Below are 16,532 nucleotides of genomic sequence, written 5' to 3' on the forward strand. Positions count from 1 at the left end.
TTTATTTTGCAGAACGTGCATTCGTATAAAAACGGTGCTAAAATAAGGGTAATTCAATCTGCAGAAAGGGGAGGGCGAGATGGCTGATCTGACGTTTATTCATGCCGCTGACCTGCATCTGGACAGCCCGTTTTACGGCATTTCGAATCTGCCTGAACCGGTATATGCGCATATTAAAGAAAGCACATTTCACAGCGTCCGCCGTCTGACGGACGGGGCACTCCGGGAGCAGGCAGATTTCATGCTGCTTTCGGGGGATCTGTTTGACGAAGCCAATAGAAGTTTAAAAGCCCAGCTGTTTTTGAGAAAACAGTTTACGAGATTACAGGAAGCGGATATCCAAGTGTTCGTCATATTCGGCAACCATGATCATTTGGGCGGTAAGTGGACGCCGATTGAATGGCCGGAAAATGTACATATATTCACCTCGGGTACACCGGAGGAAAAGTCTTTCTTTAAAAACGGAGAGCTTGCGGCAAGCATATACGGATGCAGCTATCAGGAAAGAAGCGTAACGGTCAATCAGGCGGCCCGTTACCGGAAAATGACCGGAGCGCCTTATCATATCGGCATGCTCCACGGCATGTTATCAGGAGCGGAAGGGCATGACCCGTACTGCCCGTTTACGAAAGAAGACCTTGAAAAAAGCGGCATGGATTACTGGGCGCTCGGACACATTCATAAACGGCAGGTTCTGTCCGCCCAGCATCCCGCCGCTATTTACCCCGGGAATATTCAAGCCCGGCATTTAAAAGAAACCGGGCCTAAGGGATACTATCTCGTCCGGGCGGCAAACGGTGAGATGTCTTGGGAATTCAAAGAAGCGCATGATGTGTTATGGGAGGAAATTGATCTTGATATCTCCGGAGCTGAACATATGACTTCACTTCTGAAAGCCGCATCGGATACATTCTCCGGCTTGCGCGCGGCGGGCCGCCCGGCATGTGTCAGGCTGGTGCTTCGCGGCGCGGCGCCCCGCTTTTGGACGGAGGCGCCCGCAGGCATCGCAGAGGAGTTTCTTTCCGCTTTACAGGAGGAAGAGGCCGAAGAGGAATGTTTCGTCTGGCCGCTCGCGCTTGAGGATCGGACGGATGATACAGACAGCGTGCCGCCCGATCCGTTTTTTAAAGGGCTGCTTCAGGACATAGAACAATGCGCGGACATGAGCGGTGTATTTGAAGCCCTTGAGCGTCACCCCGTATATCGGCGTCAGATCACTTCATTTACAGATGAAGAGATACTGGATATTAAGCAACAGGCTCAAGCCGTTTTAAGACGCCAGATGAAGGAGATTCAGCGATGAAAATAACGGCGATGCATATTTACCAATACGGAAAATTTTCCGATCGAAGTTTTCAGCTGTCAGATTCTCCCGTGCAAGTGATCTACGGATTAAATGAAGCGGGTAAAACGACATTGATGTCCTTCATCAAAAGCGTGCTGTTCGGTTTTCCGAAATCAAAAAAATACGAACCGAAAAACGGCGGGGTTTACGGCGGCACTGTGGAATTGAAGCATGGCGATCACGGTGCCGTCAAAATCGAACGGACAAAAGGCGCTGCCGAAAAAGTCAGAGTGTATACGGCTTCAGGCGAAATCAAGGACGGAGAATGGCTCAAACAGCTTCTCTCCGATACAGACCGGGCGCTGTACGAAGCGATCTATTCGTTCGATGTATTCGGACTGCAGGAGATTCAAGCTTTTAACCGGGACAAAATCGGCGAGTTTCTCCTGTATTCGAGCTTATTCGGGTCGGAAGCGGCGGCAAAGCTTGACGGGCGGCTGGCAAAAGAACTTGACAGGATGTATAAGCCGAACGGGCGGAACCCCCGCTTAAATCAGGAGTTGGATACATTAAAGCGGCTCAGCGCCCAGCTGAAACAGGCGGAAGCTGCGGAAGCGGGCTATCACAGCCTTCTGGAAGAGAAAAAAAGCGCCGGCGGCCGTTTGCAGGATGCTGAAGCACGATTGAAAGACATAACTGAAGAAATCAAAACAGTAAAATCGGCGATAGAAGCAAAGCCGCTCGCAGACAAAAAAACAGCCTTGGAAAGCGAACTTTCTTCTTATCCGGAAGCATTGAAGCAATTCCCGAAGGACGGGATGCATCAGCTTGAAAAATACGAATCGCATCTCCATCCGAAAGCGGCCCGTCTTGAGGGACTTCGGGCAAAAGCGGCTGAACTCAGGCGGCAGGCTGAGCTGCTCGCTCCAAATGAGGACTTGCTGCAAACAGAGCGGCAGCTGCAGGAGCTTTCCGGCGAGCAGCATATGTACGAATCGCGCGGTGAACAGCTTGCCGCCATCCAATCACAGATCCGGCAGACATCTGCCCGCGTTTCGTCAGGATTGCAGCAGCTCGGAAGACATGAGGAAGACGGCATTCTTTCACTGAACACCGATTATGAATATGAATGGCGGCTGCAGGAAGCCGTGCAGAGCGCCGGACAGGCAAGAGAAAGAAAGACACAGCTTGATGCGATTTTCGAACAAGCGCGGCTGGAGCTGGAAGAAGCCGAACGAAAACATGCCTTGACGGCGGAAAACATTTTGGACCCCGCTGTCAGGAAAGAAAAAGAAGCCGCTTTACAATCATATAAGCAAACAGCTGATACAGAAGGAAACGAATGGCAGGCACATGTACAGCAGCTGGAAAAACAGCGCGCCAAACAAAAAAAGCTCTTTCTCGGTGCGGGCATTCTGTTCATTGCGATTTTCGCTATGTTAAAGGAATGGCTGCCCGCCGCCCTTTTTACCGGCGCTCTGCTGCTGTATATGCTGTCCGGCATACAAAAGCCGCTGCCGTCAGAAAGAGGAGGGCCCGGACACAAGAAAAAGAAGCCGACGATCTCCAAAGAAGCGGCTGATCTTCTGCAGGAAGAGCTTTGGCGTGACGGCCGGCACCGGCAGCAGCTGATTGCGGATCAAGCCGTGCTTGAACAGAAAGAAGCGGCATATGAAAGAGTCATCCGCCAATATGAAGAATGGGAGGCGGAAATGGCGCCGTCTGAAAAACAGGCGGAACTTTTTATGAAGGAACTGGGGTTTTCAGGAAGTCCTTCCCATCTTCTTGACGCATATCATGTGATGAAAGATGTCAAAAAAGAAATCCTTAACAAGCATGAGCTGACCATTGAAGCGGGCCGGCTGCAAAAGCTGCAAAGAGCATTTGAGGACCGGGTCAAAAAGCTGAGTCCTTCAGACGGAAGGGAGCTGTCCGTAAAAGAAAGACTGCGCGTTTTGCTGGTACAGGCGGAACGAGCCCGTGAGGAAGCAAAACGAAAGCAGGCGCTCGAAACGGATCTGCTGCATGCACAAGAGCAAATGCGTGAATTAAACGAAGAAGTCCATTACTACGAACAGCAGGTCAAACAGCTTTTCATGGCGGCAGGCGCAAAAAACCGCGAACACTTTTGTGAACTCGCCAGGCTGAATGAAAGCCGCCGGGAAACAGAGCGGCAGCTGCGCGAAATCAAAACGCACTTGTCCGGCATAGGCGGAAAACAGCTTGAGCCGTTTATGAGCCGCACAGTGTCCGAACTTGAACATACAGTCGTTCAGAAGGAAACAGAGAAAAAAACGCTTGAGGAAAAAAGCGCGCAGCTCCGTGAGAAAACCGCTTTATTAACGGTGAAACAAGAGCAGCTGGAGTCCTCGGGGCTTGTATCCGATTTAAAACAGCAGACAGAAATGCAGAAGGAGCGCGTGAAAAAAACCGCTAAAGAGTGGGCCGCATTACAGACGGTCAGACACATCATCAGGGAAAAAATGGAGCGGCATAAAAAAGTGACGCTTCCCCGTCTGTTAGAAACCGCCGGTGCATTATACGGGCCGCTTACGGACGGACGCTACCACAAATTGTATTTCTCCGAGGCGGATGATTCCATTATGGTCATGCGGAAAGACGGAACGGTGTTTTCTGCTGGCGAACTCTCACAGGCGGCATGCGAGCAGCTTTATGCGGCGATCCGTTTTGCCCTTGCGTCAGAGAGAGAATCTGCGGTATCATTGCCGTTTTTACTTGATGACAGTTTTGTCCATTTTGACAGGCAGCGGCTGCAGCGGCTGTTTGATGTGCTGAATCAGCTCTCAGAAGGCGGGCGGCAGATACTTTATTTCACCTGCCATGAGCATGTCAGCCGGTCTTTTCACAGCGGACAAGTCATGCGGCTCCTGTCATAAAAGAGTTTATTTTCAAAAAAGAGGTATGTGCTATACTGGTATTATGTAAGATATGGAGGGAGCTTTTAATAGAATGGCAAAAGGTATTATGCTGCACGAGGTCGGCGAGCAGGTCGATCAGTACTTTCTGATTAAATCTTCGACTAAAGGAATCGCAAGCAACGGAAAACCATTCCTGACGTTAATGCTGCAGGACCAATCAGGAGATATCGAAGCGAAGCTGTGGGATGCCAAACCGACTGATGAAGTAACGTACGCGGCGCAGACGATCGTGAAGGTGATCGGAGATGTCCATCACTATCGCGGACGAAACCAGCTTAAGCTGAGAAACATCCGGCCGGCCGGCGAGAACGAAAATGTCAGTATTGATGATTTTCTGGAAACGGCGCCGATTCCGAAAAATGAAATGATGGAAACCGTCACTCAATACATTTTTGAAATGAAAAATCCAAACATCCAGCGGATCACAAGACATCTGGTCAAAAAATATGCGGCGGAGTTTATGGATTACCCGGCGGCGGCTAAAAACCACCATGAGTTCGTCTCCGGGCTCGCGTATCATGTAGTGTCCATGCTGAACCTGGCAAAAGCGATTGCCGATCTGTATCCGTCTCTTGACCGGGATTTACTGTATGCCGGAGTCATTCTGCATGATCTCGGCAAAGTAAAAGAGCTTTCAGGCCCCGTCTCCACGACGTACACCGTGGAAGGGAATCTGCTCGGGCACATTTCGATCATGGTGACAGAGCTTTCAAAAGCGGCCGAAGAGCTTCAGATTGACGCTGAAGAAGTGCTGATTCTGAAGCATTTGATTTTAAGCCATCACGGAAAAGCGGAATGGGGAAGCCCGAAACCGCCGATGGTGAAAGAAGCGGAAATTCTGCACTACATTGACAATCTGGATGCAAAAATGATCATGATGGACAGAGCGCTGGAACGGGTGAAGCCGGGCGAATACACAGAGCGTGTATTTGCGCTTGAAAACCGTTCTTTCTACAAACCGACGTTCCATCAATAAGATAAAAAGGCCGATTCTCTATGATCGGTCTTTTTTACGTTCAGCTCTCATAACTTGTCTTTATCAAGCATAGCTTAGAATAAAGACTCTTGGTGAAAAAGGGAGGAAACCGACGTGCTATTTTTTCCTTGGTGGGTATACCTTTGCATTATCGGAATTATTTTCAGCGCCTATAAGCTTTTCACAACAGCTAAAGAAGAGGAAAAGCTTGACCAGTCGTTTATTGAAAAAGAAGGAAGGGTGTATATTGAACGGATGGAACAGGAACGCGAGCGCCGTATGGCGGCGCCCGTAAGTGAAAACGCGGATGCGGAAGAAAACTCCAATCATTCCATCGCATAAAAAAACTGTGCGGCTCGCCGAGAGCCCGCACAGTTTTTTTATTTAGATTCAGAAGAAGTTGAAGTGTTAAACGTGTCTTTTAAGTCTTTGTCTTCCACTTTTACGTCAGCTTTTTTCATGACTTTTTGAATTGCCGCCTGTACAGCTGAGTTGTCGTTTAATTTCTGTTTAAGAACTTCTTCTTTCAGTTCTTTTTTCATGTCATCATATTTGCCGCGTTCTTCTGTCTTTTTGATGATATGATAACCGAATTTTGTTTTGACCGGATCGCTGACTTGTCCGACTTTCAGACCGAATGCAGCTTTGCTGAATGTTTCATCCATTGACTTTTTATCGAACCAGCCAAGGTCGCCGCCGTTGTCTTTTGAGTTGTCAGTTGAATATTCTTTCGCAAGCGTTTCAAACTTCTCGCCTTTTTTCAGCTTTTTCTCCACTTCGTCAGCTGTCTTTTTGTCAGCGACAAGGATGTGGCTCGCACGGATTTTACCTTTTAAGCCGTCGTAATATTCTTTCGTATCAGAGTCAGTCACTTTGATGTTGTCTTTCGCCGCTTTTTGTGCAAGCAGTTCGTACTTCACCTGATCTTTCAGGTAATCTTCGCCGTACTGCTGTTTAAGGGCGCTGTACTGATCGCCGAGCTGCGTTTTGTACTCTTTCAGCTTGTTATCGATTTCTTTATCCGATACTTTGTATTTTTTTGCTAATACTTTTTCTTGTACGAGCTGTGTCAGCACACTTGCGCCCGCGGTTTTTTTCATATTCGTGTAGAGCTCGCCTTTTGTTACATTTCCGGCATCCGTCTTGGCAATCACGTCGTTGTCGCCGCTGCTGCAAGCGCTGAGAGCCAGGACGCTCGTTGCCGTAATAGCTGCTATCGCGATTTTCTTCATTCCTTTAAACACTCCTAATCATCCAAATTAAATTGCATATGCGTATCATAACATATTGTGGCTTTCTGTAAAAAGATTTTAAATAAAGGGCATTCGTCTAGTCAAACTTTTTCCTGATACATACAAATATATTGATCATGAAAAGGAGGTAATGAACCATGGGCGGAGGATATTCAAACGGTTTCGCACTGCTCGTAGTATTGTTCATATTGCTTATCATCGTAGGTGCAGCTTACATTTGTTAAGCGAAACGGATCGCTTTTTCTAAAAGCGGTCCGTTTTCTTACCCGGGCGCCTAATCGTTTCAGAAGTAAATTGCATATGATGTAATTGGAAAAATAAAACGTTTTGTAGGAGGTGCTTTTGGAGATGGGTGAAGTATTTGCAGGCGGTTTTGCATTATTGGTTGTTCTGTTCATCTTATTGATCATCATCGGCGCTTCTTGGCTTTATTAAGAAAAAAATATGGCTGTCGGGGGTCAGACCTCCGTCAGCCATATTTTTTTGCCTGTTTACACAGTAAAGGAGATCTCGACGAATGAAGAGATCAGTAAAATTAAAATAGATACATTAATAAAACGGAATACCTTATCCTGCCGGTCTTCAGGAATCTCTCTGACAAGGCATAATGTATTTGTGAGCCTGTTTATGAAATAAAGAATAAACAGGGCAGCCACGATAAAATAGAATAAAATGATGGGAGATTCCCCCTCTCTCTGAACTGCTCCCATATTACATTACCAAATATTTATTAAAAAAGATAGAATGTAACCTGAAAAATCAGCGGGATATCAAGACTCCGGCACTTTTTTTACTAATATATCAAAACCGTCGGATTCCTGGTCAATCAGACATGATTTGGGCGCTTTGACCAGGTGCAGCGCAAACAGAAGATCAGGCAGGCAATAACCCGCATGAATGCTCGAAATCATATAAAAGTAATGAGCGTGTCTCGGAAATGCCAGTCCGGCATAAAACAATAACGGCGTAATGAATAAAAACGGGCTGATCGTAGAAATCAGCATCGTCGTTTTCGGTATGCCTTTCCATGTCGGCATCCGCAAGAAGTACATTTTCATTTCCTTTTTTCTTTTTTTACAGATCATCGGCAGGACATGTATGACTTTATGTACAAATAAAGTAACAACGAGCAGAACACAAAAAGCAAACACGTGCCCGTCACTTAAACTGATATTCGGACGCAGCAGCCCGAATGCCAAGAAGTTGCATATAAAAAACAGGATCATAAAACCTACAGCAGTCAATAATAAACGAACCGCACCATAATCTTTGATCAGATTAATGGTTTTCCAGCAATTCATCAGAGTCATCCTTCCGTACAAAGATGGAATACAATCTCAAAATAATTTACTCTCTTCAGGAGAAAAAATCAATCCTTTTTTAAAGAAAAAAAATAACCCCGGAAAGGGAAGAACAGAAGAGCTCGGTGAAACATGGAAATGTACGGTTTAACCTTTCTTCTCTATTCATTATCAGCTAAAATAAGATTAAAGATAGAAAGAAGTGAAACGGATGGATTCAATGGATCAGCGTATCGGGCGTTTAGAATATTACATACAATTGCTGGTGAAAACGGTGGATATGGATAAGTACCCTTTTTATGCGATGATGATTGAAAAAGGGCTGACCGAAGAAGAAGGAGAAGAGGTCGGGCGGATCTGCCGCGAATTGGAGGACGAGCTGGAGTCGCAAAAAGCGCAAGGCTTTGTGACGTTTGACAAGCTCCTTGCGCTTTTTGCGGGACAGCTGAACGAAAAATTAGATGTTCATGAAACGATTTTTGCTCTGTATGAGCAGGGGCTTTATACAGCGCTGATGGAAGAATTTATTGAGATTATGAAGCACTTTGATTAACTGTTGATCGGTTCCAGCTCTTCAGCCGTTTCATGGACAGCCGCTTCGTCCGTTTTTTTCTTCAGCCTTCCGTCTTCACTATCAAAATCATTGTTTATGTTTGTCAATGATTTCTCGAATATCTCCATAAAATCTTCGCCGTAAATGTGGCGGATGACACAGGTTAATTCTTCAACTTCCGGAAACTTCCCGAATAAGTGGTAGATCGGCTGTGAGCCTTTAAACACCGCGTTTCTCGACGGGTCAAACTCCTCAAGCAGGCTTTCGAATACATTTTCCCCTTCTTCTGTTAACTGAATGTACGTGTTCCGTTTATCATTCAGCCGCTTGGAAAATTTCAGATATCCCCGTTCTTCAAGCTTTTTTGAAAAGTTAAATGCAGTTGATACGTGCATAACGCCGAATTTGGCGATTTCTGAAATAGAAGCTCCTTTAAGCTGATAGGCAATCCATAATATATGATGCTCATTAATATTAAGGTCGTACGGCTTCAGCCAGTTCTGCCAGTCTTTCTCGATAGATTTCCAGAGCGCTTTGGACAGCTGCGCCATTTTTTGGGTATAGATTAAAGCTTCTTTTAGATCGTAAGGCGGTTCAACACGATTCAATACAGATCACCTGCTTCACATTTTCTTTTCCTCTATTATGCCAATAAAATAAAGATTAATAAAGATGAAAATTTAAGAATTTTATAATAAATTCTTCATCCGTTGCTGGGAAAGGCTTTAAACCGCAAAAAAAAGTGCGGAACGCAATATGTCCGCACTTTTTTTGGTTGTATAGGATATTAGTTTTGTAAGGTTTTCTCCAGCTGTCTGATTTTCTCTTCAATATCAGCGATTTCCTTTTGGAGATCCTGCTGGTGCGGCTTGATTTCCTCCTGCCACCTTTTAATGCTGGTCTGAAGCTCTCCGCCTACGTCTTTAATGACTTCTGCGCTTTCTTTCGCCGTTTGGACAAGCTGGTCCTTAAGCGCCATTCCGTCTTTTTTTAACCGTTTGATTGTGTCCTCAATTGAATTGCAATTTGCTTTGATTTTGCCCCGCAGCTCTTTTCCGGATGAAGGAGCCGAAAGTAACACCGCTGCGCCTCCGATCAATCCGCCTACGAAAAGGCCTGTTAAAAGGGAACGTCCGTCAGCCATTTGAAATCACCCCGTTTTTTTTCTCATAACTTTTATCATTTTTGTTCAGAAGAATAAACTTCTATACATAGCTTGCTTTATTTTAGCATATTTTTTAAGGGAAAAGGAGGGAGAAGGTTGTCTGTCTTTATGATTGTTTTATCTTGTATGGCTCTTGTCTTTGCGGCGGGCGCCGTTTATTACCTGAAACTGCTCGGCCAGGCCGCTTCTTATCCGCCGAAGCGGGTCGTCCGCCAAAAGGCCATCGTCTGCTCAGCAGGAACCGCCCTCACATTGTTCCTTATCTTTTTCACAAAACTTCTCGTATAAAACATGCTGAAACACATTAAAAAACCTCTTCCGGCCGGAAGAGGTTTCGGTATGCGGTTATTTCACCGTTTCAATCATATTGGACCGTTTTAAGATCGTCTGCACAATCGGATGCATAATGATAATGGCGATCGCATTCAGCGCAGCCGCCGGAAGGACGACCGCGAGCACCAAGGCGGTGAATCCGCCCGGCAGGCCGACAATCAGAAGGGCCAGCGCCAGAAAGAGCAAACCGGAGATGAAGGTGCCGGCTATCGTAATGACGGCGGCCGCCGCTGTCTTTACGCTCTTTTTCACCAAAAGCGCCAGCGCGAGAAACAGAAACGCCGTTACCGGTTTTTCAATGATATTCGGAAGCTGTCCGCCCGGAAAAGATGTCGTGAGTGCGGAAATGATTCCCGTTACAATCCCGATCATCAGCACATTCTGCACACGGGGGAATAACAGAATACCCATAAACATCATCACAAGCATCATATCGGGTTTCATTCCGAATAATACCGGCGGCATAATGGAATGAAGCACCGCTCCGATTGCCGCAAACAGGGCCATAATGACTAATTCTTTTGTTTTCATACTAAGCTCTCCTCTGCTAAGCTTTTTCGCCATCCAATAATATGCTCGTCATTTATTGCGATGGCCGGAAAAATTGATATGCAAACAGTATATCAAAGGAACTGTTATGTTAGAAGAAATTTATTCGTTTTCCTGCTGGAACTTTTTCATAAACTGAGCCAGTTTTTCACAATCAGCCAGGCTGAAGGCGTTGTAGATAGACGCCCTGCATCCTCCGACTGAGCGGTGGCCTCCGAGTCCGGTCATTTTAGCCGCTTTCGCTTCTTCAACGAATTTTTTCGTGAGACTGCTGTCGCGGAGGGTGAATGTGACGTTCATGTGAGAACGGCTGTCTTTTGCGGCATGCCCCGCGTAAAACCCGCCGCTTGCGTCGATTGTGCCGTACAGGACGTCGGCCTTTTCCTGATTGCGCCGTTCAGCCGCTTCGACACCTCCGTTTTCAGCCAGCCATTCAAGGACGAGGCTCAGCATATAAATCGCAAATGTAGGCGGCGTATTATACAGTGAATCGGCTTTTGTATGAGTGGAGTATTTCAAAATTTTAGGGACGTTGGCGTTTTCGTTTTCAAGCCATGATTTTTTCATGATGACGACCGTGACGCCGGACGGACCGAGGTTTTTCTGGGCGCCGCCATAGATGACATCAAACGTTTTGACATCAATTTTTCTGCTCAGGATGTCGCTTGACATGTCGGCTACGAGCGGGATCGGTGAATTCGGGAACTCTTTCCACTGCGTTCCGAAAATCGTGTTGTTGGACGTAATATGCAGGTAGGCGCCGTCTTTGATTCCTGTGAGGTCCGCTTCCGGTATGTGGTTATGGTTTGAATCTGCGCTTGTTGCCGTGACGGATGTGTTTCCGAACAGTTTCGCCTCGGCGAGCGCTTTTTCAGACCATGCGCCCGTTACGATGAAGTGCGCCGTTTGCTCCGGCGTTAAAAAGTTCATCGGCAGCATGGAGAATTGAAGGCTTGCGCCGCCTTGAAGAAATAAAATATCATAATCGTCGGGAATATCCATCAGTTCTTTCAGAAGGCTTTTTGCTTTTTGATGCACCGCATCATATTCTTTGCTCCGGTGGGACAGCTCCATGACGGACATGCCGGTGTCATTGAAGTTGACAAATTCTTTTTGTGCTTTTTGCAGCACATCCAGTGGAAGGGCTGCGGGTCCTGCATTGAAATTCGTTGTACGTTCCATGTTTACGATCTCTCCCTGTTTTCCGCTTTAGTGTAAGAAATAATACAATTATCCTATCACAATTTTTTGATTTTTTTGATATGAAAAAATATAATTTTATGTTTTTTGTGTTACCGGACGCAAAAAAACCTCATCTTTAAGATGAGGCAAGCCGTTTTCTGACGGTTGAAGCGATCTCCTGAAGATCGTCAGGCGTATAGTCTTCGGCGTGGGTCTTCCAGACAGCCCCGAAACCGTCGCCTTTTCCGTAACGCGGAATGATATGCATGTGAAAATGGAACACCGATTGGCCCGCTTTTTCACCGTTGTTATTGAGAATATTCAGCCCGATCGGCTCGAATTCATCGCGGATGGCGCGTGCGATTTTCGGCACCGCTTCAAAATATTCTTTAGAAAGCTCAGGCGTAAACTCGTACACGTTTTCAATATGTGTTTTCGGAATCACGAGCGTATGGCCTTTTGTGACCTGGCTGATATCAAGAAACGCCACAACATGTTCATTTTCGTATACTTTTGAAGACGGAATGTCACCGGCAATGATTTTGCAGAAAATACAATCGTCCGCTTTGTGCATAGATGGGTTTCCTCCCTGAAAAGAAATATATGTATATTCTCATCGTACCACAAAAACGGCCAAAACAAAAAACAGGATGAACGGCTGCGCGTTCACCCTGATGCAGAAGTACGAGCTTTATCACAGAAAATTAAATATGCCTTTTGTAAGCACCTCATTTGTTTTTAAAATGAAGACTTATGGGTCTGCTTAATCATTCCTGGGACAAACACCTCATTTGATTATTTCATCATGAATGAAGAACATCATCAAAGCAGTGTGTGAAGAAATTGTAAGCACAGGACATGTTGATTTTCATCCAACTGTTCTAAGACGTCTTTTATAAACACCTCATTTTCAGTTGATTAAAGCTGTTTCCTTCTACATACATTATGATGTCCGCCAAAACGATAACTATGCACGCTTTTCACGTGAGAAAAAAAGGGAATCGTTTCAAATCAGACTTTATTTTTGGTACTATGAAGAAAAACGAATCAGAAGGGGAGAAATTATGTCTCTGCTATCGGTAAAAGACTTAACCGGCGGTTATACGAGAAACCCGGTCTTAAAAAATGTTTCATTCACCCTTGAGCCGAACCAGATTGTCGGACTCATCGGATTAAACGGCGCGGGCAAAAGCACGACGATCCGGCATATTATCGGATTAATGGACCCGCATAAAGGCTCGATCGAGCTGAACGGCAAGACGTTTTCGGAGGATAAGGAAAGCTACCGCTCGCAATTTACGTACATCCCCGAAACGCCGGTGCTGTATGAAGAACTGACGCTCAAAGAGCATCTGGAGCTGACGGCCATGGCGTACGGCCTTTCCAAAGAAACGCTTGAAAAAAGGCTTCCTCCGCTTCTGAAAGAATTCAGAATGGAAAAAAGGCTGAAATGGTTTCCCGCTCACTTTTCCAAAGGGATGAAGCAGAAGGTCATGATCATGTGCGCGTTTCTCGCGGAGCCTTCGCTTTATATCATTGACGAGCCGTTTCTCGGCCTTGACCCGCTGGCGATCAATGCATTGCTGGAGCGGATGGACGCCGCGAAAAAAGCCGGATCAAGCGTGCTGATGTCAACGCATATCCTGGCTACGGCAGAGCGCTACTGTGACGCTTTCATTATTTTACATAACGGCGAAGTGCGGGCAAGCGGCACACTGGAAGAACTGAGAGAGCAGTTCGGCATGAAAGACGCAGCTCTTGATGACTTGTATATTGAACTGACGAAGGAAGACGCCGGCCATGAATAATATGTCTACTATTTGGCAGTCCCGGCTTGAAGAGCATATAAAGGAAACCAGAATGTATATGAAATATATGCTCAATGATCATCTCGTCATTGTGCTGATCTTTTTTATTGCCGGCGCGGCGAGCTGGTACAGCAAGTGGGTCAAAGACATTCCCGTTCATTTTCCCTCATTTTGGGTGATGGCGGTGCTCTTTTCATTTGTGCTGACCGGTTCATACGTCCGGACGCTTTTAAAGGAAGCGGACCTCGTGTTTCTGCTGCCGCTTGAACCGAAAATGGGGACTTACTTTAAGCATGCATTCAAGTACAGCTATCTGTCACAGCTGTTTCCGCTTATTGCTCTGTCGCTTGTATGCATGCCTCTGTTTTTCGCTGTAAGTCCGGGGGCGTCGCTTGCGTCGTATGCCGCCGTATTTATTCAGATGCTGGCGGTAAAAGCGTGGAATCAGGCCATGGAGTGGCGGATGACGTTTATGAATGACAGAAGCATGAAAATGATGGATGCGGTCATACGCTTTATCTGCAATATGCTGCTTTTATACTTCGTCTTACAGTCGTTTTATGTGTACGCTGCCGCCGTCTACATTGTGATGGCCGGCCTTTATGTGTATTTCACATCGGCCGCAAAACATAAATCATTGAAATGGGAAGCTCATATTGAATATGAATTAAGAAGGAAGCAGCGGTTTTACAGAATCGCCAATCTGTTTACCGATGTGCCTCACCTGAAAAAACAGGCAAAACGCCGTGCGTATCTCGACTTTTTGCTCAGAATGATTCCGTTTGAGCAGCGGAAAACGTTCTCCTATATGTATGCGCGGGCCTTTCTGCGTTCAAATGATTATCTCGGCATTCAGGTCAGGCTCACGATTATTTTTATCCTGATTATTATGCTCGTTTCCGCCAATCCGTGGATCACGGCGGCGTTAACCGTATTTACCGTCTTTATTACGGGGATACAGCTTCTTCCGCTGTTCGGGCATTTTCATCATCTTTCTCTGCAGGAGCTTTACCCGGTCAATCAGAAAGCGAAGCTGCAAAGTTTCTTTTCGCTGATGAAATCGGCATTAACCGTGCAGGCGCTGCTGTTCTGCGCAGCGTCAGCCTATGCCGCGGGAGTCAGCGGGGCGCTGTATGCGGCCGTTGCTTCAGCCGTTCTGATTTTTGTGATCATGCCTTCGTATATGGGCGGAAGATTGAAAAAGTACGGCAAGCTGTAATCAATCGGGTTTTTGAAACCTCAATGAAAGAAGGAGACACAGATGACCGACGATCAGCAGCTGATACAGGAAGCACTGCAATGGAAAGCGCGTTTTTTGCGCAAAGATTCCATGCTTGAACGCTTTTCTAAAGGAATGCAGGCGAAAATAAATGAGCGGATTCCCGATAAAATTCATGCCGTCATCACAGAAAGCATTAAAAAAATGACCGAAGCAACAATGGCGGGTTCAAATCTGGTGAAAAGCAAGCGGGATACAAACGGTATGACGCTTGCTGAAAAAGATGCCCTCGCCAGACAAACCATCGCATCGTACCAAAAGGTCGCGGCAGCTGAAGGTATCGGTACGGGGGCCGGCGGAATTTTTTTAGGGATGGCTGATTTTCCTTTGCTGCTATCCATTAAAATGAAATGTCTGTTCGATCTTGCCTCCATTTACGGCTATGATGTGAAAGACAGGGATGAGCGATTGTTCTTGCTGTTTATTTTTCAGCTGGCTTTCTCAAGCGGTGAACAGCGGAAACGCATATACTCAATGATTGAACAGTGGGATTCGAAAAAGCATGATGTCGATTGGAGAGTTTTTCAGCAGGAATACCGCGATTATCTGGACGTGGTGAAATTGTTTCAGCTTTTGCCGGTCGTCGGAGCCGCCGTGGGCGGAGCGGCCAATTATAAACTGCTGTCACAGCTCGGTGAGACGGCAAGGCACGTTTTTCATTTAAGAATCACAACAGCCGGTACGTAATGTACCGGCTGTTTTTTATGTCAGCGGGGGTAGCTTACCGCGGCGCCGATAAGCACCTTGGCGGCCGTCAGCATCGCTTTTTCATTAAAATCAAATTTCGGGTGGTGATGAGGATAAATGGTTTCCGCATTTTCTAAAGCGGCGCCCGTAAAGAAAAAAGCGCCTTTTGTATGCTGCAGATAATAGGAAAAATCCTCTCCCGCCATCTGCGGCTCTCCTTCAACGACTTTCGTAACGCCGTCTGTTTCCGCTGCGGCTGCCGCAGCGTGCGCCGCTTCCTCAGGATGATTGACGACGGCGGGATAGCCGCGTTTGAAACGATATTCATAGGAAGCGGAGTGCATGGAGCAGATTCCTTTTACGACGGCTTCTATTTCTGCTTCGAGCAGGCTGCGCACACTTTCGTCAAATGAGCGGACGGTGCCTGATATGACTGCCTGATCGGCAATCGCATTAAACGGATTTTCAGCGGTGAACGAGCCGGCTGAGATGACGGCCGGCTGCACCGGATTTACCCGCCGGCTGACGATATGCTGAAGAGCCGTGACGATTTGTGAGCCGATTAAAACGGCGTCTTTCGTATCGTGAGGGATCGCACCGTGGCCGCCTTTGCCGATGACTTTAATCGTAAAACCGTCAGCGGCGGCCATTACTGGGCCCGGGCGGCATAAGACCGTTCCGACGGGTTCAGTCGCCCATAGGTGTGTGCCGAAAATGGCATCGACATGTTCGAGGCAGCCGTCCTCAATCATTGCTTTTGCTCCGCCGGGAGATAATTCCTCAGCGTGCTGGTGGATCATCACAAATGACCCTTTCAGTTTTTCCCGGTTGCGGTACAGCACTTTTCCGGCCGCGAGGAGAGCCGCCGTATGGCCGTCATGCCCGCAGGCGTGCATGACGCCGGGAATTTGTGAAGCATAGGGCACATCTTTTTCATCCTGTATCGGCAAAGCGTCAAAATCAGCTCTGAGTGCCACGACCGGTCCCGGTTCACCGCCTTCAATACAGGCTGTGACACCGTTGCCCCCGACATTCGTCCGGATGGGGACGCCGAGCTTTTCATAAAATGAGGCGATGAACGCCGGTGTTTTTTTCTCCTTAAAGGATGGCTCGGGATTCATGTGAAGGTGACGCCTGATTTCAACCATTTCCTCATACAGCCCGTCAAGCTGAGCGTTTAAGCTTTTTTGAAGTGTCGTTAACGTCAAAAGCGATGCCCCCT

The 16,532-nt window shown here is 46.8% G+C and carries 20 protein-coding genes; 11 read left to right on the forward strand and 9 right to left on the reverse strand.

Annotated elements, in window-relative coordinates; all coding sequences use genetic code 11:
* Nucleotides 1–79 precede the first annotated feature (79 nt).
* From ACWJJ4_RS10180 to ACWJJ4_RS10195, 4 genes are all read left to right on the forward strand, one after another.
* Nucleotides 80–1,303 carry a metallophosphoesterase family protein gene (locus ACWJJ4_RS10180; RefSeq protein ID WP_454021630.1) on the forward strand — a complete coding sequence of 408 codons (1,224 nt, stop codon included), beginning with the start codon at nucleotides 80–82 and terminating at the stop codon, nucleotides 1,301–1,303.
* A complete protein-coding gene (locus ACWJJ4_RS10185; RefSeq protein ID WP_327968531.1) occupies nucleotides 1,300–4,182 on the forward strand; it encodes an ATP-binding protein in 2,883 nt (960 codons plus the stop codon). The genes ACWJJ4_RS10180 and ACWJJ4_RS10185 overlap by 4 nt, the downstream gene beginning before the upstream one ends.
* A 73-nt stretch (nucleotides 4,183–4,255) precedes the next feature.
* Nucleotides 4,256–5,200 (forward strand): 3'-5' exoribonuclease YhaM, encoded by a 945-nt coding sequence (gene yhaM / locus ACWJJ4_RS10190; protein WP_003155251.1) that lies wholly within the window; start codon nucleotides 4,256–4,258, stop codon nucleotides 5,198–5,200.
* Between the two features lie 114 nt (nucleotides 5,201–5,314).
* Entirely contained in the window at nucleotides 5,315–5,542 is a 228-nt protein-coding gene (locus tag ACWJJ4_RS10195) for a sporulation YhaL family protein (RefSeq protein ID WP_025649547.1), read from the forward strand.
* A 38-nt stretch (nucleotides 5,543–5,580) separates the two neighbouring features.
* Here the strand turns inward: ACWJJ4_RS10195 and ACWJJ4_RS10200 are convergent, their stop codons facing one another.
* Entirely contained in the window at nucleotides 5,581–6,432 is an 852-nt protein-coding gene (locus ACWJJ4_RS10200; protein WP_101562859.1) for a peptidylprolyl isomerase, read from the reverse strand.
* Between the two features lie 158 nt (nucleotides 6,433–6,590).
* Here ACWJJ4_RS10200 and yhzE1 point away from each other — a divergent pair, with 158 nt between their 5' ends.
* Nucleotides 6,591–6,677, forward strand: coding sequence for a sporulation protein YhzE1 (gene yhzE1 / locus ACWJJ4_RS10205; protein ID WP_017417375.1), 87 nt, complete (start codon nucleotides 6,591–6,593; stop codon nucleotides 6,675–6,677).
* Between the two features lie 124 nt (nucleotides 6,678–6,801).
* Entirely contained in the window at nucleotides 6,802–6,888 is an 87-nt protein-coding gene (yhzE2, locus tag ACWJJ4_RS10210; protein WP_003155248.1) for a sporulation protein YhzE2, read from the forward strand.
* 56 nt (nucleotides 6,889–6,944) lie between these two features.
* Here yhzE2 and ACWJJ4_RS10215 read toward each other — a convergent pair whose 3' ends face one another.
* Together ACWJJ4_RS10215 and ACWJJ4_RS10220 are read right to left on the reverse strand one after the other, a co-directional pair.
* The gene (locus ACWJJ4_RS10215; protein WP_003155245.1) at nucleotides 6,945–7,163 is read right to left on the reverse strand and encodes a hypothetical protein; all 219 of its coding nucleotides are present in this window, start codon (nucleotides 7,161–7,163) and stop codon (nucleotides 6,945–6,947) included.
* A 60-nt stretch (nucleotides 7,164–7,223) separates the two neighbouring features.
* Nucleotides 7,224–7,754, reverse strand: a complete 531-nt coding sequence (locus ACWJJ4_RS10220) for a DUF3267 domain-containing protein (RefSeq protein WP_007409225.1) — start codon at nucleotides 7,752–7,754, stop codon at nucleotides 7,224–7,226.
* Nucleotides 7,755–7,965: 211 nt separating this feature from the next.
* Here ACWJJ4_RS10220 and ACWJJ4_RS10225 point away from each other — a divergent pair, with 211 nt between their 5' ends.
* Nucleotides 7,966–8,307, forward strand: a complete 342-nt coding sequence (locus ACWJJ4_RS10225; protein ID WP_003155243.1) for a YhaI family protein — start codon at nucleotides 7,966–7,968, stop codon at nucleotides 8,305–8,307.
* On the opposite strand, the gene ACWJJ4_RS10230 is transcribed toward ACWJJ4_RS10225, so the two are convergent.
* Both ACWJJ4_RS10230 and ACWJJ4_RS10235 read right to left on the reverse strand, forming a co-directional pair.
* Nucleotides 8,304–8,915, reverse strand: a complete 612-nt coding sequence (locus tag ACWJJ4_RS10230; RefSeq protein WP_454021631.1) for an HTH-type transcriptional regulator Hpr — start codon at nucleotides 8,913–8,915, stop codon at nucleotides 8,304–8,306. The two genes, ACWJJ4_RS10225 and ACWJJ4_RS10230, sit on opposite strands and share 4 nt — an antisense overlap.
* 179 nt (nucleotides 8,916–9,094) lie before the next feature.
* A complete protein-coding gene (locus tag ACWJJ4_RS10235) occupies nucleotides 9,095–9,451 on the reverse strand; it encodes a YtxH domain-containing protein (protein ID WP_007409224.1) in 357 nt (118 codons plus the stop codon).
* 117 nt (nucleotides 9,452–9,568) lie between these two features.
* On the opposite strand from ACWJJ4_RS10235, the gene ACWJJ4_RS10240 reads away from it, so the two are divergent.
* On the forward strand, nucleotides 9,569–9,760 hold the full coding sequence (locus ACWJJ4_RS10240) for a hypothetical protein (protein ID WP_003155235.1): 192 nt from the start codon (nucleotides 9,569–9,571) through the stop codon (nucleotides 9,758–9,760).
* Nucleotides 9,761–9,817: 57 nt separating this feature from the next.
* Here the strand turns inward: ACWJJ4_RS10240 and ACWJJ4_RS10245 are convergent, their stop codons facing one another.
* The 3 genes from ACWJJ4_RS10245 to ACWJJ4_RS10255 all read right to left on the reverse strand — a co-directional run bounded on the left by ACWJJ4_RS10245 (nucleotide 9,818) and on the right by ACWJJ4_RS10255 (nucleotide 12,110).
* A complete protein-coding gene (locus ACWJJ4_RS10245; protein WP_003155234.1) occupies nucleotides 9,818–10,336 on the reverse strand; it encodes a tryptophan transporter in 519 nt (172 codons plus the stop codon).
* Nucleotides 10,337–10,456: 120 nt separating this feature from the next.
* Nucleotides 10,457–11,536 (reverse strand): 3-phosphoserine/phosphohydroxythreonine transaminase, encoded by a 1,080-nt coding sequence (gene serC / locus ACWJJ4_RS10250; RefSeq protein WP_454021632.1) that lies wholly within the window; start codon nucleotides 11,534–11,536, stop codon nucleotides 10,457–10,459.
* Nucleotides 11,537–11,672: 136 nt separating this feature from the next.
* A complete protein-coding gene (locus ACWJJ4_RS10255; RefSeq protein WP_007409220.1) occupies nucleotides 11,673–12,110 on the reverse strand; it encodes an HIT family protein in 438 nt (145 codons plus the stop codon).
* A 490-nt stretch (nucleotides 12,111–12,600) separates the two neighbouring features.
* Between ACWJJ4_RS10255 and ecsA the strand changes: the two genes are divergently transcribed.
* From ecsA to ACWJJ4_RS10270, 3 genes are read left to right on the forward strand one after another with little or no spacing between them, the layout of a single operon-like run.
* On the forward strand, nucleotides 12,601–13,344 hold the full coding sequence (gene ecsA / locus ACWJJ4_RS10260; protein ID WP_003155231.1) for an ABC transporter ATP-binding protein EcsA: 744 nt from the start codon (nucleotides 12,601–12,603) through the stop codon (nucleotides 13,342–13,344).
* Nucleotides 13,337–14,563: an ABC transporter permease gene (locus tag ACWJJ4_RS10265; protein ID WP_040238339.1), complete on the forward strand. Its 1,227-nt coding sequence runs from the start codon at nucleotides 13,337–13,339 to the stop codon at nucleotides 14,561–14,563. The genes ecsA and ACWJJ4_RS10265 overlap by 8 nt, the downstream gene beginning before the upstream one ends.
* A 42-nt stretch (nucleotides 14,564–14,605) precedes the next feature.
* Complete coding sequence (locus tag ACWJJ4_RS10270; RefSeq protein ID WP_025649550.1) at nucleotides 14,606–15,310, forward strand: EcsC family protein; 705 nt, start codon at nucleotides 14,606–14,608, stop codon at nucleotides 15,308–15,310.
* A 20-nt stretch (nucleotides 15,311–15,330) separates the two neighbouring features.
* Here the strand turns inward: ACWJJ4_RS10270 and ACWJJ4_RS10275 are convergent, their stop codons facing one another.
* Entirely contained in the window at nucleotides 15,331–16,518 is a 1,188-nt protein-coding gene (locus ACWJJ4_RS10275; protein ID WP_058906678.1) for a M20 family metallopeptidase, read from the reverse strand.
* Between the last annotated feature and the right edge of the window lie 14 nt (nucleotides 16,519–16,532).

This window comes from Bacillus sp. JK62 (genome assembly GCF_053663455.1).

Coding starts and splice junctions, on each gene's coding strand:
- ACWJJ4_RS10180 (WP_454021630.1), top strand. CDS start 80: ATGGCTGATCTGACGTTTATTCATGCCGCTGACCTGCATCTGGACAGC.
- ACWJJ4_RS10185 (WP_327968531.1), top strand. CDS start 1,300: ATGAAAATAACGGCGATGCATATTTACCAATACGGAAAATTTTCCGAT.
- yhaM (WP_003155251.1), top strand. CDS start 4,256: ATGGCAAAAGGTATTATGCTGCACGAGGTCGGCGAGCAGGTCGATCAG.
- ACWJJ4_RS10200 (WP_101562859.1), bottom strand. CDS start 6,432: ATGAAGAAAATCGCGATAGCAGCTATTACGGCAACGAGCGTCCTGGCT.
- yhzE1 (WP_017417375.1), top strand. CDS start 6,591: ATGGGCGGAGGATATTCAAACGGTTTCGCACTGCTCGTAGTATTGTTC.
- yhzE2 (WP_003155248.1), top strand. CDS start 6,802: ATGGGTGAAGTATTTGCAGGCGGTTTTGCATTATTGGTTGTTCTGTTC.
- ACWJJ4_RS10215 (WP_003155245.1), bottom strand. CDS start 7,163: ATGGGAGCAGTTCAGAGAGAGGGGGAATCTCCCATCATTTTATTCTAT.
- ACWJJ4_RS10220 (WP_007409225.1), bottom strand. CDS start 7,754: ATGAATTGCTGGAAAACCATTAATCTGATCAAAGATTATGGTGCGGTT.
- ACWJJ4_RS10225 (WP_003155243.1), top strand. CDS start 7,966: ATGGATTCAATGGATCAGCGTATCGGGCGTTTAGAATATTACATACAA.
- ACWJJ4_RS10235 (WP_007409224.1), bottom strand. CDS start 9,451: ATGGCTGACGGACGTTCCCTTTTAACAGGCCTTTTCGTAGGCGGATTG.
- ACWJJ4_RS10245 (WP_003155234.1), bottom strand. CDS start 10,336: ATGAAAACAAAAGAATTAGTCATTATGGCCCTGTTTGCGGCAATCGGA.
- serC (WP_454021632.1), bottom strand. CDS start 11,536: ATGGAACGTACAACGAATTTCAATGCAGGACCCGCAGCCCTTCCACTG.
- ACWJJ4_RS10255 (WP_007409220.1), bottom strand. CDS start 12,110: ATGCACAAAGCGGACGATTGTATTTTCTGCAAAATCATTGCCGGTGAC.
- ecsA (WP_003155231.1), top strand. CDS start 12,601: ATGTCTCTGCTATCGGTAAAAGACTTAACCGGCGGTTATACGAGAAAC.
- ACWJJ4_RS10265 (WP_040238339.1), top strand. CDS start 13,337: ATGAATAATATGTCTACTATTTGGCAGTCCCGGCTTGAAGAGCATATA.
- ACWJJ4_RS10270 (WP_025649550.1), top strand. CDS start 14,606: ATGACCGACGATCAGCAGCTGATACAGGAAGCACTGCAATGGAAAGCG.